General features: G+C 64.3%; 15 protein-coding genes. 6 read left to right on the top strand and 9 right to left on the bottom strand.

Annotation, left to right across the window (positions count from 1 at the left end; translation table 11 throughout):
- Nucleotides 1-57 precede the first annotated feature (57 nt).
- From ABIB73_RS16595 to ABIB73_RS16580, 4 genes are all read left to right on the top strand, one after another.
- Nucleotides 58-1,230, top strand: coding sequence for an NrtA/SsuA/CpmA family ABC transporter substrate-binding protein (locus ABIB73_RS16595; protein WP_354225923.1), 1,173 nt, complete (start codon nt 58-60; stop codon nt 1,228-1,230).
- A 14-nt stretch (nt 1,231-1,244) separates the two neighbouring features.
- Nucleotides 1,245-2,069: an ABC transporter permease gene (locus ABIB73_RS16590; protein ID WP_354225921.1), complete on the top strand. Its 825-nt coding sequence runs from the start codon at nt 1,245-1,247 to the stop codon at nt 2,067-2,069.
- A 20-nt stretch (nt 2,070-2,089) separates the two neighbouring features.
- A complete protein-coding gene (locus ABIB73_RS16585; RefSeq protein ID WP_354225409.1) occupies nt 2,090-2,929 on the top strand; it encodes an ABC transporter ATP-binding protein in 840 nt (279 codons plus the stop codon).
- A 90-nt stretch (nt 2,930-3,019) separates the two neighbouring features.
- Nucleotides 3,020-3,745, top strand: coding sequence for a Crp/Fnr family transcriptional regulator (locus ABIB73_RS16580; RefSeq protein WP_354225408.1), 726 nt, complete (start codon nt 3,020-3,022; stop codon nt 3,743-3,745).
- Between the two features lie 10 nt (nt 3,746-3,755).
- Here ABIB73_RS16580 and atzF read toward each other — a convergent pair whose 3' ends face one another.
- The 9 genes from atzF to flgB form a co-directional block, all read right to left on the bottom strand.
- Complete coding sequence (gene atzF / locus ABIB73_RS16575; protein WP_354225407.1) at nt 3,756-5,141, bottom strand: allophanate hydrolase; 1,386 nt, start codon at nt 5,139-5,141, stop codon at nt 3,756-3,758.
- A 167-nt stretch (nt 5,142-5,308) separates the two neighbouring features.
- Entirely contained in the window at nt 5,309-6,301 is a 993-nt protein-coding gene (locus ABIB73_RS16570; protein WP_354225406.1) for a Tim44 domain-containing protein, read from the bottom strand.
- Nucleotides 6,302-6,574: 273 nt separating this feature from the next.
- Nucleotides 6,575-9,148: a cell cycle histidine kinase CckA gene (gene cckA / locus ABIB73_RS16565; RefSeq protein ID WP_354225405.1), complete on the bottom strand. Its 2,574-nt coding sequence runs from the start codon at nt 9,146-9,148 to the stop codon at nt 6,575-6,577.
- 153 nt (nt 9,149-9,301) lie between these two features.
- Entirely contained in the window at nt 9,302-10,381 is a 1,080-nt protein-coding gene (gene flhB, locus ABIB73_RS16560; RefSeq protein WP_354225404.1) for a flagellar biosynthesis protein FlhB, read from the bottom strand.
- A 10-nt stretch (nt 10,382-10,391) separates the two neighbouring features.
- Complete coding sequence (gene fliR, locus ABIB73_RS16555) at nt 10,392-11,162, bottom strand: flagellar biosynthetic protein FliR (protein WP_354225403.1); 771 nt, start codon at nt 11,160-11,162, stop codon at nt 10,392-10,394.
- A gap of 17 nt (nt 11,163-11,179) precedes the next feature.
- A complete protein-coding gene (gene fliQ, locus ABIB73_RS16550; RefSeq protein WP_007612284.1) occupies nt 11,180-11,443 on the bottom strand; it encodes a flagellar biosynthesis protein FliQ in 264 nt (87 codons plus the stop codon).
- A 158-nt stretch (nt 11,444-11,601) separates the two neighbouring features.
- Nucleotides 11,602-11,910: a flagellar hook-basal body complex protein FliE gene (fliE, locus tag ABIB73_RS16545; RefSeq protein WP_354225402.1), complete on the bottom strand. Its 309-nt coding sequence runs from the start codon at nt 11,908-11,910 to the stop codon at nt 11,602-11,604.
- A 16-nt stretch (nt 11,911-11,926) separates the two neighbouring features.
- Nucleotides 11,927-12,352 (bottom strand): flagellar basal body rod protein FlgC, encoded by a 426-nt coding sequence (gene flgC, locus ABIB73_RS16540; RefSeq protein ID WP_354225401.1) that lies wholly within the window; start codon nt 12,350-12,352, stop codon nt 11,927-11,929.
- Between the two features lie 18 nt (nt 12,353-12,370).
- Nucleotides 12,371-12,775 carry a flagellar basal body rod protein FlgB gene (flgB, locus tag ABIB73_RS16535; protein ID WP_354225400.1) on the bottom strand — a complete coding sequence of 135 codons (405 nt, stop codon included), beginning with the start codon at nt 12,773-12,775 and terminating at the stop codon, nt 12,371-12,373.
- Nucleotides 12,776-13,124: 349 nt separating this feature from the next.
- Here flgB and ABIB73_RS16530 point away from each other — a divergent pair, with 349 nt between their 5' ends.
- Nucleotides 13,125-14,090, top strand: a complete 966-nt coding sequence (locus ABIB73_RS16530) for a flagellar biosynthetic protein FliO (protein ID WP_354225399.1) — start codon at nt 13,125-13,127, stop codon at nt 14,088-14,090.
- Nucleotides 14,087-14,839, top strand: a complete 753-nt coding sequence (fliP, locus tag ABIB73_RS16525; RefSeq protein WP_354225398.1) for a flagellar type III secretion system pore protein FliP — start codon at nt 14,087-14,089, stop codon at nt 14,837-14,839. The genes ABIB73_RS16530 and fliP overlap by 4 nt, the downstream gene beginning before the upstream one ends.
- Nucleotides 14,840-14,875: the final 36 nt, after the last annotated feature.

Here is a 14,875-nt window from a genome sequence, read left to right as displayed (position 1 = left end):
ACCCACCGCACGCGCGTCACCTCGAGCGGCGGCGCGGGACCGGTCGCCCCGAAGGCCATGTCGATTAATTGCTTCCCGAGACCGGAGTGCCGGGCGAGCATACCAATGTGGGCCGATCCTCAAGCGATCGCCCAGGGGAGGACGCGGGAGTCTGTTGCGGAACCGTTCAGGGCGGTATCCGCGATCACATCGGGGCTGCCGCCGGGCGCGGCGCGAGGGGAGATCGTCATGCACTGGAACACCGTCCGCCCAATCGCGGCAATTGCCAGCTATGCCGCGCTTTGCTGCCTTGCCATCAGTCCGGACTGTGCCTCGGCCGCGGAATTGCTCAAAGCCCGGCTTGCGCAAAACCTCGGACCGATCTCCGGCCTTGCGATCGTCGCCAAATCGAAGGGAATCTTCGAAAAGAACGGACTGGACATCACGGTCTCGAACTTCACGTCCGGCAAGCAGTGCCTGGACACCGTGATCGGGGGCGGCGCCGACATCGCGACGACGGCCGAGGCGCCGGTCACCGCTTCGGCGATGGCAAACCAGCCCATCGCCTTCGTCGCCGGCATGGAATATTCCGACCTCAAGACGGTCGTCGCGGCCAAGGCCGGCGTCAAGACCAAGGCAGATCTTCGCGGCAAGCGAATCGCATTCACGGCCGGCACGGGCAGCGAGGTTTACACGGCGACTTTGCTGAAGTCGGCGGGATTGACTCCCAAGGATGTCACCCTCGTCAACCTGCGGCCGCAGGAAATGCTGCCGGCACTTGCAGCAGGAAGCATCGACGCGATCGATACTTGGGAGCCCCACATCGCCAACGCGAAGAAGGCCCTGGGCGAAGCCGTCGCTGAGCTCGATACAACGGGCACTTACTCCGAGACGTTCAACATCGTCGTCATGAGGCCCTATCTGGATGCCAACCCTGCGCTGGTCGAGAAATTCATCGCCGCACTGATCGATGCCGAGGTCTGGATGAAGGCACACCCGGATGAAGCGATCACGGTCGTGGCGGACGCGGTCGGCATGAAGCGGGACGAACTCGCCCCCATCTGGGCCGACTATGTTTACCGGGTGCGTCTCGACGACCGGCTGATGGAGATTCTCAAGACCCACTCCGCATGGCGCCTCGAGAGCGGCAACCATCCTCCGGGAGCGGCGATGCCCGACTTCGGCAAGGTCGTCGTCACCGAGCCGCTGAAGAAGGTCGCTCCCGCACGCGTCACCCTTTCGTGGAAATAGGCACCCGCACCGCCATGCAGGATGGCACTTCAGCACGACAAGAGATTGCTCTCCGCACCGACGGTCGCGGTCGGCGGCCGGATTCAGCTCGTCTTCGCCGCCTCAATATTCTGGTCGGGGCGCTTTCGCTTCCCTTGTTCGTCGGCCTCTGGGAACTGGTCTCCCGCTCCGGGACCGTCAACATGGTGCTGTTTCCGCCGCCGACGGTGGTTGCTGCGGCCGTCCTTGAGTGGATACGAAGCGGACAGTTCCTTGGCGATCTGCTGGCCAGCCTCTTTCGCGTCACCACGGGATTCATCGTGGGCGGCGCGCTCGGCATCCTGCTCGGTATCCTCACCGGCCAGTTCCCTGTTATTTCGAGCTTGCTGTCCCCGCTATTCCATATCCTGCGGCCAATTCCGCCGATTGCTTTCGTGCCGATCGTCATCCTCTGGTTCGGCCTGTCGGAGGCAGGAAAACTGTTCCTCGTCGTATGGGGCGTGTTCTTCACGGTTTGGCTTTCGACCCACATCGGCGTGCAGAAGGTCGACCGCGGCCTGATTCGGGCGGCGTTGATGCTCGGCACGCCCCGGCGGCAGATGCTCCAGGAGATCGTGCTGCTGGGCGCGCTTCCCTACATCGTGGTCGGGTTGCGCACCGCCGTCAGCATCTCCTTTTACACGCTTGTCGCGGCCGAACTTGCGGGCGCTTTCGCCGGCATTGTCTACAGGATCGAGATTGCGCAGCAGAATATGCAAACCGGCCAGGTCATGGGCGGGCTCGCAGCGCTCGGGTTGATTTCGTTCATTGCCGACCGGCTGTTTTCGGCTGTTGCGGAACGGACTGTCTGGTGGCGTTGATGTCGGGACCTCGATCGATCATGAAACTGGCTCTGGCAAGTTCGCCAGCCTCCGTCGAATCGGCGCGGAAACAACCGGCCATTCAAGTCTCAAACCTGAGCATCGCTTTTGATACCAACCGCGGGCAGACCTTCGCGGTGGATCGCGTTTCCTTTGACGTGGCACCTGGCGAGTTCGTTTGCATCGTCGGGCCCTCCGGCTGCGGCAAGTCGACGGTGCTCAATACGATCGCCGGACTGGAAGTGCCATTTGAAGGCGACATCCTGGTAGAGGGCTCGCGTGTCTACAGCCCGCGACCCGATGTCGGCATGGTGTTTCAGCAGCCGCATCTTTTCCCCTGGAAGTCCGTCCGCAGGAACATCGCCCACGGCCCCAGGATGCTTGGGAAGTCCACGACGGAAGCGAATGCCATCGCAGACGATCTAATCGCGATGGTCGGTCTCAAGCGTTTCGCTGACGCCTATCCGAACACGCTGTCCGGCGGCATGCAACAGCGCGTGGCGATCGCGCGAGCGTTGGCCAATCAGCCCCGGGTGCTGCTGATGGACGAGCCCTTCGGGGCCCTCGACGCGCAGACCCGGGCGGTGATGCAAGACAATCTGCTGGAGCTGCGCGACCGGATCAAGGCGACAATCGTGTTCGTCACGCATGACATCGATGAAGCCATCGTGCTGGCCGACCGCGTCCTCATCATGAGCGCGGGACCCGGCCGCATCCTGCGCGAAGTCGCGGTCAAGCTGCCGCGCCCGCGGTCGAGTTCTATCTTGGTCGAGCCAACTTATCTTTCCCTCAAGAAGGATTGTCTCGACGTCATCCGCGCAGAAGGGCTGCGGGCGTTCAATCAGTCGGACGCGAGCTGATCGCCCAGAACTCGCAGATCGAGAAGCGGACCGCAGCGCGCTGGCATGGTTCTTGTATGACCGATGCCAGGTCTCACTGCGGAGCCGGCGATGCACAGGGCGAACAGCGCGGTAGCGGCAGGTGTGATGCTGGCCGAGTCGGACGATCTCGTTAGGCCGCTGCCCGGCTTGCTGGACGGACTCAACCGGGCTGATTGCAATCGCTTGCGTGCGATCGGACGCGAGAAGGCCCTGGAAGCCGGCCAGCTGGTTTGGTCGCAGGGCGACGCACAGGCCGGGATCTACCTGATCAGCGAGGGGCGCATACGCAGCTACTATGCGGCGCCGTCGGGGCGCGAGGTCACGCTCGCCTACTGGTTTCCCGGCAACTTCGTCGGCGGACCCGATATATTCGGAACGGGCCCGCACATGTGGTCATCGGTTGCGGCCGAACGCAGCCGGTTGACGTTCATGCCCGGACCGGCGCTGCGGCGGCTTGCGCTGGAATCGCCGGCAATCGCCGTCGCCTTGCTGGATGCCCTGGCATTCAAGGCACGATGCTATTCGGCGATGGCCCAGATGCTCGGAACGCGCTCGGTGACCGAGCGGCTGCATAGCCTGCTGATCTTCCTGTCGCACGTCTACGGCGTGAAGCGCGACAGCGAGATCGTCGTCGGCATGCCGTTTACCCACGGCGATCTCGCCAATCTCATCGGATCCACCCGCCAATGGGTGACAGTGCAACTCGCGCGGCTCCAGGAGGAAGGCGTGATCAGGTACGACAGATCCGTGATTTCGATCCTGGATCTTTCGACGCTCGGGCAGGAGGCGGAATAATATCCGCCTTTCAGCCGCCGGACTTCAATTCGAACGCCGCTCGGCCTGCACTGGCCTCGAACCGCCGCGCCAGTCCGATCAGCGCGCGATCATGCCAGGCCGGCGCCAGCAGGGTCACGCCCATGGGCATGCCGTTCGGCAATGTCGCGTTCGGAACCGCCACGCCGCAGAGATCGAGCAGATTGGCAAAGTACGAGTAGTAGCCGAGGCGATTGTTGAGGGTGATTGGATCGCGATACATCTCCTCCAGTGTGAACGGCCGCGGTGCGGTCGGGACCACCAGCGCATCTATCCCCGCAAAGATCGCCTCGGCGTCGCGGCGAAGCCGGTGCAACCGGTGAATGGCACCAAACGTGTCAGTCGCCGAATAGCCGGCGGCTGAGCCCAGTACGGTCCTCGTGACATCAAGCAGGGAGCCGGAATCGATGTCCATCAGCGAAGCGATGGCCGAGTGCCGCTCTGCCACCCAGGGTCCGCTGAACATCAACTCGCCGGCTTGGCGGAACGGGGCGAAGTCAACCTCAATCGCCGTTCCTCCGATCTGCGTGAAACGCTCGCAGGCGCGCTCATAGAGCTCCCCGCATTGCGGCATGCCGAAGCATTCGAGATCGGCGGACGCAATGCGGCCGAACCGGAACGATGGCACCGCCCCGCTGGCAAAAGAAAAGGCTCTGGGCAGGCGGCTGTAGGGATCTTCGAAATCGAACCCTTCGATAATTTCGAGGATCGCCTCGCCATCGCTGACAGTATTGCAGAACACCGCAACGCAATCGATCGTCGGGCAATTCGGCACCAGCCCGCGTGATGACACCAGCCCAACGGTCGGCTTGATTCCGACGATGTTGTTGAAGCCGGCAGGTATGCGGCCGGATCCGCCGGTATCGGTGCCGAGCGCGAACGCAATGTGCCCGGCCGCCACGGCGACCGCGGACCCGGAACTGGAGCCGCCCGCAATATAGCGCGCATCGGCAACCGACGCGCAGGGACCATAGGGCGAACGCGCGCCGGACAGGCCTGTGGCGAACTGATCGAGATTGGTCTTTCCGAGGCAAATTGCGCCGGCTGCGGTGAGGCGTTCGACGCTGTGCGCGGAATGCCAGGGCGTGTAGCTGAACGCCGGGCATGCGGCAGTGGTCGGCATTCCCTCGACATCGATATTGTCCTTCACACCAAAGGGAATGCCGAGCAGCGGAAAATTTTCGCCTGTCCGCGCGCGCGCCACGAGCTTACGGCATGCTTCGAGCGCCTCCTCCCGCGGGCGGAGATAAATCCAGCAATTGCGGTCGCGCTCGGCTTCGATCCGGTCATACGCCGTTTCGATCGCTTCCAGCGGCAGGGACGAATTCCTGACGATGGCTTCGTGATTTGTCCTGGAGCGCGCGACAGACTGACTCACCGAATATCTCCTTCTCTAACCGGCAGGCGCGAAATTGCGGGAGCTCCGCGCGGGCAACAAGCAATTAAGTGCTTCGCGCAAATGCACGGCCGGATCGGATATACGCGGCTCAAAGAAAAAGGCGCCGTGCCGAAGCACGACGCCCTCGTTCCTCGCTATGCGAGCGATCAGTTGGTCTGCTGGATCGCCGACAATTCCCAAGCCGCACCGGGACGGCGGGCAAAGGTCCAGACTTCGGTGACCTCGCTTGGCTGCTCGCTGCCGGCAACGATCGCGCCGGTGTTGCGGTCGACCGTCTTGTCGGTGAGCGCGAAGCGCAGCGCCACCGTCGCATAGTCGGTCTCGCCTTCGCGCCAGGCTTCCGCGAGGTCGCCCTGCAACAGCTTGACGTTGGTCACCTTGTTGACGGCATTCCGCGCGCGGTTCTCTGCGAGATCCTTCTCGAAATAGGAGACCATTTCCGGCGTCGCGAGCGTGTGCAGTTTTGCAACGTCCTCGTTCGACCAGGCGGCCTGGATGTCGCCGAGCAGGCGCTCGAACGCCTCGTAATCGGCCGGCTTGATTTCGAGCGGCGCATTGTTGGCGCCGAAGCCGAAGCCGCCACCAAGACCACTGCGATAGCTCGTCTGCGGTCCGGGACCGGCGCCAGCATCGGCACCGGCATAGGCCGCCTGCGGCGCGTTGCGGCGCTGCCACCAGGACATCGCCAGCCGCACCACGAACACGACGAGCACGATCTGGATGATCAGGCCCAGGATCGACGACAGGCCGCCGAGACCGCCGAACAGGCCGCCACCGAACAGCATGCCGAGGAGGCCGGCGCCGAGGAAGCCGGCCGCAAGGCCGCCCAGGAAGCCGCCGCCGCGGCCGAACAGGCCGCCGCGCGCAGGCGCCGACGCGGCCGAGTTCATGCCTGCGCCCGGCTGGGTGAAGGTGCGGTTGAACTGCGAGGTCGACCCCGGGGCGGTCGTGGTCGACGGCGGGGCCGAGAACGTCCGCGAACCGCGCGAACCCGACGAGAAGCCGCCGCCGACGCGGGCATCAGCGGACGAGATCGCCAGCACCGCCGGCAGCGCGAGCGCCAGCACGACGGCAATCGTCTTCACGAGACGGCGGGACCATTGCGAGAAATTCATGTTCGTTTCCCAAATCCCCGGCATGGGGATGTGCCACTAAGATGGGTAGACTTCCCAAAAAGGGAAGCCGGTTTCGGAACCCCCGGCTGCGGCCCTCAGTCGCGGGGATGAGCAAAAACCCAGATTTGGCGGGGGTTTGGCGGGAATGCACGGCGGAACTGTGGTCGCCGGTTACCGGCGAGTTTGCACCCCCGTCATTGCAAGCAAAGCGAAGCAATCCAGGCTACCGCCGCGGACGCACTCTGGATTGCTCCGCTGCGCTCGCAATGACGATGGAGAGGCACTTGAGCGAGACCCTCACCCTGCCTTCGCCATCGTCTCCTTCACCGCCGCCACGAGCTGGCTGAGCGTGAACGGCTTTGGCAGGAAGTCGAACTGCTGGCCCTCGGGCAGGCTCTTCTCGAAGGCGTCCTCGGCGTAGCCGGAGACGAAGATGAACTTGATGTCGGGATTCTTCTCGCGCATGGCCTTGAGCAAGGTCGGTCCGTCCATCTCAGGCATGACGACGTCGGAGACGACGAGATCGATCCCGCCGCTCTGCTCTTCCAGCATCTCCATCGCCTCGACGCCGTTCTCGGCCTCGACCACGGTGTAGCCGCGCGAGCGCAGGCCGCGTGCGTTCAGCGCGCGCAAGCCCTCTTCGTCCTCTACCAGCAGGATGGTGCCCTGCCCCGTGAGATCTGTGCGCGGCTTGGCTTCCGCCGCAGGCGCGGCGTCCTTCGCGGCGCCATTGGTAATTACCGCCGGCTGCTCGACCTGCTCTTCCGGCTCGGCATGATGGCGTGGCAGGAAGATGTGGAACGAGGTGCCCTGCCCCGGCTCGGAATCCACATAGATGAAGCCGCCGGTCTGCTTGACGATGCCATAGACGGTGGAGAGGCCAAGGCCGGTGCCCTTGCCGACCTCCTTGGTCGAGAAGAACGGCTCAAAGATCTTGTCGCGGATGTCGGCCGGAATACCGGTGCCGGTGTCGGCGACTTCGATCCGCACATAATCCGCGGCCGGCATGCCCTTGTAGGCAAGCTTGCCCGCATCCTCGGTATTGACGTTGGCCGTGCGGATGATCAGCTTGCCGCCGTCGGGCATCGCATCGCGCGCGTTGACCGCGAGATTGACGACCACCTGCTCGAACTGGGAGACGTCGACCTTCACCGGCCAGAGATCGCGGCCGTGGATGGTCTCCTGCTTGACCTTCTCGCCGATCAGCCGCCGCAGCAGCATGGCGAGGTCGCTGAGCGCATCGCCGAGATCGAGCACCTGCGGCCGCAGCGTCTGCCTGCGCGAGAACGCAAGCAACTGCCGCACCAGGGTCGCGGCGCGCGTCGCGTTCTGCTTGATCTGCATGATGTCCTGGAACGACGGATCGGTCGGCTTGTGCGCGTTCAGCAGGAAGTCGTTCGCCATCATGATGGCGGAGAGCACGTTGTTGAAGTCGTGGGCGATGCCGCCGGCGAGCTGGCCGACCGTCTCCATCTTCTGCGACTGGTTGATCTGGTTCTCCAGCGCGCGCCGCTCGGTGGTCTCGAGCATGTGCACGATCGCAGCTTCGGCGTCGTTCTCGGCCGCATCGACCGGCGTCACGAAGAACTGGCCCCAGCGCTCCTTGGTTCCTTCCAGCGCAACCTCGACCGGCGCGATGTCGGCCCGGTTTTCGGCGGCCTGGTTGATGGCCGCGATCAAGAGGTGCCGGTCGCGCGAATTGACCGCGCGGAAGATCGACTTGCTGGCGCTGTCGAGCCCGAGGGCCTGCCCGAGCTTGGCGTAGCGCGCGTTCGCGCGCACGACATTGCCGCTGCGGTCGACCGTGGCGATCGCCATCGGCGTGTGATCGAAGAAGCGCATGAAGCGCACTTCCGCGGCACGGTCGGGATCGCTGCGCTCGTCACGGGCGCGGCTGATGACGAGCGTGCGCGACGGCCCGGGCGCGCCGTCGGCGCCAAACGCGAGCTTGTGATAAAGCCGGACCGGCATAGTCTTGCCGGTACGCATGCGCAGGTCGATGTCGAAGACTTCGGTCTTGACCTCGCCCGGCACCGCCACGATCGAGCTGAGCAGCGAGGCGCCGTCGCCCGAGACGATGTCGGCGAGCTTCAGTCCGCCCGAACCGATCTCCGCGAGGTCGTAGTCGAGCCAGTTCGCCAGCGTTGCGTTGACATAGGCGAGCTCGCCGGCGGGATTGACCGAGAAGAAGCCGCAAGGCGCGTGATCGAGATATTCGATCGCGTGTTGGAGCTCCTGGAACACGTCCTCCTGGCGTTCGCGGTCGCGCGTGATGTCGGCGATCGACCACACCGCATATTTGGCCTCGCGCCTGCCGGTACCGAGCTGACGCACCCTCATGCGCAGCCAACGGCCCTGGCTGCCGTCATGGCCGGAGATGCGGACCTCTTCCTGCTGGCGCTTGCCTTCGCGCGCCGCCTTGAGCAGGCGGAACACAGCTTCGGAGACGTCGGGATTGCCGATGAAGACACGCTCGACCGGCCGCACGTCCTGCGGGCCGGAGGCACTGGTCAGCGTCAAATAGGCCGCGTTGGAATAGACCACATGGCCGCGGGGATCGGTGACCGCGAGGCCATCGAAGGCGTGGTCGGCGATGCGCCCCATCACGGGATCGTCGAGATTGCGGTCGACGAAGCGGATGATGCCGGCGGCGAAGGCGAACAGGTTGAACAGGCCGGTCATCGCCAGCACGGCGAGGATGCCGAGGATATAGGGCTGCGCCTGCGCGCGCCCGAGCGTCATCAGCCCGATGGCGACCGCGACAAGCCCGGTGGCCACCAGCAGCACCAGCGCAATGCTCCCCGAGCGCGGCGAAGGCTCATGCGCCGCAACGGGCTCGCGGGACAGATCGTGGTCGGTCTCGGCAGTCATTTCACGCTGGCACAACCTGTCGGCAGAGAATCAACGCGCTACGCAGCACGCGGGGTCCTCCCTGCCTGAATTGGCCCCGCAGACGCAAGGGCGGCAGGAGCGAAACGTACGCTGATTCCCAGTTTACAGCCATTTCCGGTACTTTCAGGGCTTTTATTGCCGTGCGGCACTAAATCCGCGCTTCATCCGCATGACGTAGCCGATGACTTCGGCAACCGCATGGTAGTGCTCCATCGGGATTTCCTGGTCGATATCGACGGTCGCGTACAGCGCGCGGGCCAGCGGCACGTTCTCGACGATCGGAATGTCGTGCTCGCGCGCGATCTCCCGGATCTTGAAGGCGAGATTGTCGACGCCCTTGGCGACGCAGATCGGCGCCGACATGCCGCGCTCGTAGGACAGCGCCACCGAATAGTGGGTCGGGTTGGTGATGATCACGGAGGCCTTTGGAACCGCCGACATCATGCGCTTCTTGGCGCGCTGCTGCCGCAACTGCCTGATCTTGCCCTTGATGTGCGGGTCGCCTTCGGACTGCTTGAACTCTTCCTTGATCTCCTGAAGCGACATCTTCTGCCGCTGGAACCAGCTGCGATACTGGAAGAGATAGTCGGCGATGGCGACGATCGCGAGTGCAGCGACCACCGCACCGAGCAGATGGATGGTCATGCTGGTGGTAGTGCCCAGCATGGCGGACGGATCGAGCTTGACCATCGCCTCCATGCGGTGCCGCTCCGGCCACAGGACCATGGTCATGACCGCGCCGAGCCCGATCAGCTTGCCGATGCCTTTGAGAAAATTCGCCGCCGCCTGCTTGCCGAAAATGCGCTTGAAGCCGGCGGCGGGCGAGAGCTTGCTGAATTTGGGCTTGAGGGATTCGGCCGACCACACCAGCCGATGCTGGAGCATGTTGCCGGCGATGGCGGCCAGCACCAGCATCAATAGCGGCACGCCGACCGCAGCTAACACCGCGACTTCGATCTGCTGCATCAGGACGAGCAGGTTCCCGGGGTCGGTCTTGATCATCCAGGAATTGGCGAGCAGATTGCGCATCGGCGTCAACAGCCCGCTGCCGATCGAGCCCGAGAACGTCGAGACCACGAGCGTGCCGCCCGCGATCATGAACCAGGTGTTGATCTCCTGGCTCTTGGCGACGTCGCCGCGTTCGAGCGCCTCTTCGAGCCGTTTTTGCGTCGGGTCTTCTGTTTGACTCTCTGGATCGTTGTCTTCCGCCATCGATCACCCGTTACTTGAGCGGCATCATCTGGTGCATGACACCGATGAAGTAGTCGAGGTAGGTGCCCATCATCGCCGTGAGCACCATGGCCAGCACCAGGAAGCCCGCGAAGATCGACAGTGGCACACCGACGAAATAGACCTGCATCTGCGGCATCAGCCGCGCCAGCACGCCAAGCCCGATATTGAAGACGAGGCCGAACACCAGGAACGGCCCGGAAAGCTGCAAGCCGAGCAGAAACGCGGCGGAAAAAGCCCGAGTGGCAAGTGAGGCGACGTCGCCGCTCGATACGGTCTCGCCCGGCGCGAAGATCGCGTAGCTGTCGTTCAGTGCCGCGATAACCAGGTGATGGCTGTCGGTGGCAAACAGCAGTGTCACGCCGAGCATGGTCAGGAAATTGCCGACCAGCACGCCCTGCTGCCCCTGCGTCGGATCGACCGAGGTGACGAAGCCGAGCCCCATCTGCTGCGCGATCACGGCGCCTGCGACCTGGAGGGCCGCGAGCGTCACGCGCGCAGTCGCGCCCAGCACGATGCCGATCACGATCTCATGCAGCATCAAGACCAGCATCGGTGCGAGCGAGCCCATCTCGACATGGTAGGCGTTGCGATGCAGCGGCAGGATGATCAGCGTGAGCAGAAGCGCGATCGACAGCTTCACCCGTGTCGGGATGTTGGTCTCGCCCAGCCCCGGCAGCAGCATCACCATCGCACCGACCCGGGCGAAGGCGAGCATGAAGGCCGCGGCGAGCGCCGGCAGCAGCGAGACGTCGATGCGCATGACCCGCGCATTGTGCCTCAGCCGCCGATGATTCGCGACGAGATCCGCAACATGTGGGAATGGAGTGCGTCGGCCATGAAGGGTAATGCCAGCAGCATCGTGGCGAAGATGGCCAAAATCTTCGGCACATAGATCAGCGTCTGTTCCTGGATCTGGGTCAGCGCCTGGAACAGCGACACCACCACGCCGACCACGAGCCCCACCACCATCAGCGGCGAAGACACGATCACAATGGTCCAGATCGCATCGCGCGCGACGTCGAGGGTTTCAGGTCCGGTCATTTTCTGTTTCTCCTTCAATTGATTTTCGTCATTCCAGGGCTCGCGAAGCGAGAGCCCTGAATCCATTCAGCAGCAGCGTCGGTGGCACGATGGATTCTCAGATGCGCAATTGCGCATCATAGCTCGCGACTTCGTCGCGCCCCGGAATGACAAGCAAATCAGATCGGCATCTTCATGATGTCCTCGTAGGCTGCGATCACGCGGTCGCGGACCGAGACCAGCGTGGACACCGCAACATCGGTGTCGGCGACCGCCGTCACCACATCCATCACGTTGGCCTTGCCGGCGGCCATCGCCACCGTCTGCGCATCGGACTTGCGGCCGGACTCCATGACGCTGCCGACAGCGTCTTTCAGGAGCGAAGCAAAGGACTGCCCGCTCGCCTCGCTGCCCTTGCCGACGCCGCCGTTTTCCAGCACGCGGGCAAGGTTGGCGTAAGCATTGGCGGCGATTGTCGGTGTTGCCATGGCTTAGGATTCCCGTTCAGCTCTTGAGGATGTCGAGCGTGCGCTGGATCATCCGGCGCGTCGCACTGATGATATTGACATTGGCCTCGTAGGACCGCTGCGCGTCGCGCATATCGGTCATCTCGACCACCGAATTCACGTTGGGATATTTGACGTTGCCGCTGGCATCCGCCGCCGGATTGCTCGGCTCGTATTTGACGCGGAAGTTGGACTGGTCGGGCTTGATCTTGCCGAGGGTGACGACCTGCGCATCCAGCGTGCGGTCGAGCGCCGAGGAGAACGTCGGCACCTTGCGCCGGTAGGGATCGCCGCCGGCGGTCGGCGACGTCGAATCCGCATTCGCGATGTTTTCCGAGATCACCCGCATGCGCCCGGCCTGCGCCCGCAGCCCGGAGGTTGCGATCGCCATCGAACGGGCAAAGTCGCTGCTGTCATTGGCCATGATACGGCTCCTTTAGCTCTAGCCCTTGCCGATCGCCGTCTTCAGAAGATGCAGGCTCTTGGAATAGAGCGAGGTCACCGCGGCATAATCCATCTGGTTGCTGGCGGACTTCATCATCTCTTCCTCGAGATTGACGGCGTTGCCCGCAGGGCGAGTCTCGAAGCCTGCATTCTTGTTCTGGTCGAAGCCTGAGGCCGCGCCCGACGGCGTCATGTGGGAAGCGCTGGTGACGGTCATTGCCAGGGGGCCCATCGAGCCCGCCGGAACGCCGGTCTTGTCGAATTTCGGCTCGACCAGATCACGTGGCCGGAAACTGGGCGTGTCGGAATTGGAAACGTTCTCGGACAGGACGCGCTGGCGTTCCTGGTGCCACTGCATCTTGGTGCGAAGCGCCGACAGCACCGGGAGGTCATTGATGGACATCGTTGCGGCTCCTTCCGCCTCGCAGGGCCCAAGGCCCGAAGCTAGGCAGAATTTGCCGCGTGTATGGTTAACAGGTGGTTAAGGCGCGGCGGATGCATGTATCCGGCTGGGACATGCATTGCGCGCCCCGTGATTCTACGCATTCCAAAAGCCGCATTAACCCAACCGTTTGGCGGCGCGTGCACAGGCCAAGAAGTCGTTTTGGATCGGGCGATTCATGGGTTATTAAGAGTTGGGGACGGCAAAACTTGCCGTGGGACGTTAAGAGATCGCAGTTTGGGGCATCGCAGCCGGTGGTCGGCACATCCGACCATAGGCACGAGAGAAGCGCCATTTACCGGGGACAGGTATGAACGGTAGCCCTATCACTTTCATTGTCGCGTTCATCGTCGTTCTGGCGTTGATCGGCGTCGCCGCGTGGCTGGTCCGCCGATTCGCCGCCACCCGGCTCGGCGCCAACACCCAGCGCGGCAGAATGCCCCGGCTTGCCGTGATCGACGCGGCCGCGGTCGACGGCCGCCGGCGTCTGGTGCTGGTCCGGCGTGATAATGTCGAGCATCTCCTGATGATCGGCGGCCCCACCGACATCGTCGTCGAGCCCAACATCGTGCGTGCTGCGCCCGGCCGCGACCAGCTTCCGCAGCGCCCCAATGTGGCCGAATCGCCGCGCCTCGCCCCGATGCCTGACACCAGCGGCTGGGCCGACGAAGCGCCGCGGCCCGAAGTGCTCGACCATCCCGAACCGCAAATGCCGGAGCCGCCGCCGCGGCCCGCACGCCCTTCCTTCGCCGACGAGGTCCGCCGGCCGGCACCCGCTCTGGCCGAGCGCCGCAGCGACCCCCTGGCCGGCTTTACGCCTGAGCCGATCGCACCGCGTCCCGAGCGTGAACTTCGTCCCGAGCCCGTGCCGCCGCGCGTTGCCCGCAACGAGCCGCCGTTGATGCCGCGCCCGCCGCGCCAGAGCGAGCCGGTGAAGGTGCCGCCGGTGCGCGCCGAACGCGCGGCCGCGCCACCGCCGCCGCCCGTGCCGCAGACTCCGCCCGTTCCTCCGCCGGCCGCTGCCGCGCCGTCAAACGCTGAACAAAATCTCGCCGAAATGGCCCAGCGCCTCGAAGCCGCCTTGCGCCGTCCGGCCGGCGAGACGGTCGCGCCTCCGGTTGAGCCCGAGCCGCCGGCACCTCCGCCGCGCGCGGCACGCAGCGAGCCGCCGCCTCCGCCCGCCCCGCCGGGCAGGCCGGCCCCGGAGAAGACCAGCTTTGAGAATCTCGAAGACGAGATGGCCTCGCTGCTCGGCCGTCCGAAGCCGTCTTCGTGAGGCTGCCAGCCCTCCCGCGTAGAGTTTTCTTTTTTTCTGTCCTTATCGCCGCGGCTTCGCTCGCGATGCCTGCGCATGCGCAGGACATCAGCATCAATCTCGGTAGCCAGGGCGGCGGCGTCACCGAGCGCGCGATCCAGCTGATCGCGCTGCTCACGGTGCTGTCGATCGCGCCGTCGATCCTGATCATGATGACGTCGTTCACGCGCATCGTGGTGGTGCTGTCGCTGTTGCGCACCGCGATGGGCACGGCAACCGCACCGCCCAACTCGGTGATCCTCGCGCTTGCAATGTTCCTCACCTTCTTCGTGATGGGACCGGTACTGCAAAAATCCTACGACGATGGTATCCGCCCGCTCGTCGCCAACCAGATCAGTGTCGAGGACGCGCTCCAGCGCGCCTCCGTGCCCTTGCGCGGCTTCATGCAGAAGAACGTGCGCGAGAAGGACCTGAAGCTCTTCCTGGATCTCTCGGGCGAGCCGCCGCCCGCTACGCCCGACGAACTCGCGCTGCGCATCCTCGTCCCCGCCTTCATGATTTCCGAGCTGAAGCGCGCTTTCGAGATCGGCTTCCTGCTGTTCCTCCCCTTCCTGATCATCGACCTCGTCGTCGCCTCGGTGCTGATGTCGATGGGCATGATGATGCTGCCGCCCGCGACGATCTCGCTGCCGTTCAAGCTGATCTTCTTCGTGCTGGTGGACGGCTGGTCGCTGGTGGCGGGGAGTCTTGTGCAGAGTTACGGGGGGTAGGAACCACCGGTTGAATCCACCCTGGAACGCCCGATC

It is taken from the genome of Bradyrhizobium sp. F1.4.3, assembly GCF_040548375.1.
Lineage (GTDB): Bacteria > Pseudomonadota > Alphaproteobacteria > Rhizobiales > Xanthobacteraceae > Bradyrhizobium.
This window is presented reverse-complemented; position numbering and strand designations above follow the sequence as displayed.

Excerpts from the sequence above, each read along its gene's own strand:
- ABIB73_RS16595 (WP_354225923.1), top strand. The coding sequence starts at position 58 with ATGTCGATTAATTGCTTCCCGAGACCGGAGTGCCGGGCGAGCATACCA.
- ABIB73_RS16590 (WP_354225921.1), top strand. The coding sequence starts at position 1,245 with ATGCAGGATGGCACTTCAGCACGACAAGAGATTGCTCTCCGCACCGAC.
- ABIB73_RS16585 (WP_354225409.1), top strand. The coding sequence starts at position 2,090 with ATGAAACTGGCTCTGGCAAGTTCGCCAGCCTCCGTCGAATCGGCGCGG.
- ABIB73_RS16580 (WP_354225408.1), top strand. The coding sequence starts at position 3,020 with ATGCACAGGGCGAACAGCGCGGTAGCGGCAGGTGTGATGCTGGCCGAG.
- ABIB73_RS16570 (WP_354225406.1), bottom strand. The coding sequence starts at position 6,301 with ATGCCGGGGATTTGGGAAACGAACATGAATTTCTCGCAATGGTCCCGC.
- cckA (WP_354225405.1), bottom strand. The coding sequence starts at position 9,148 with ATGACTGCCGAGACCGACCACGATCTGTCCCGCGAGCCCGTTGCGGCG.
- flhB (WP_354225404.1), bottom strand. The coding sequence starts at position 10,381 with ATGGCGGAAGACAACGATCCAGAGAGTCAAACAGAAGACCCGACGCAA.
- fliR (WP_354225403.1), bottom strand. The coding sequence starts at position 11,162 with ATGCGCATCGACGTCTCGCTGCTGCCGGCGCTCGCCGCGGCCTTCATG.
- fliQ (WP_007612284.1), bottom strand. The coding sequence starts at position 11,443 with ATGACCGGACCTGAAACCCTCGACGTCGCGCGCGATGCGATCTGGACC.
- fliE (WP_354225402.1), bottom strand. The coding sequence starts at position 11,910 with ATGGCAACACCGACAATCGCCGCCAATGCTTACGCCAACCTTGCCCGC.
- flgC (WP_354225401.1), bottom strand. The coding sequence starts at position 12,352 with ATGGCCAATGACAGCAGCGACTTTGCCCGTTCGATGGCGATCGCAACC.
- flgB (WP_354225400.1), bottom strand. The coding sequence starts at position 12,775 with ATGTCCATCAATGACCTCCCGGTGCTGTCGGCGCTTCGCACCAAGATG.
- ABIB73_RS16530 (WP_354225399.1), top strand. The coding sequence starts at position 13,125 with ATGAACGGTAGCCCTATCACTTTCATTGTCGCGTTCATCGTCGTTCTG.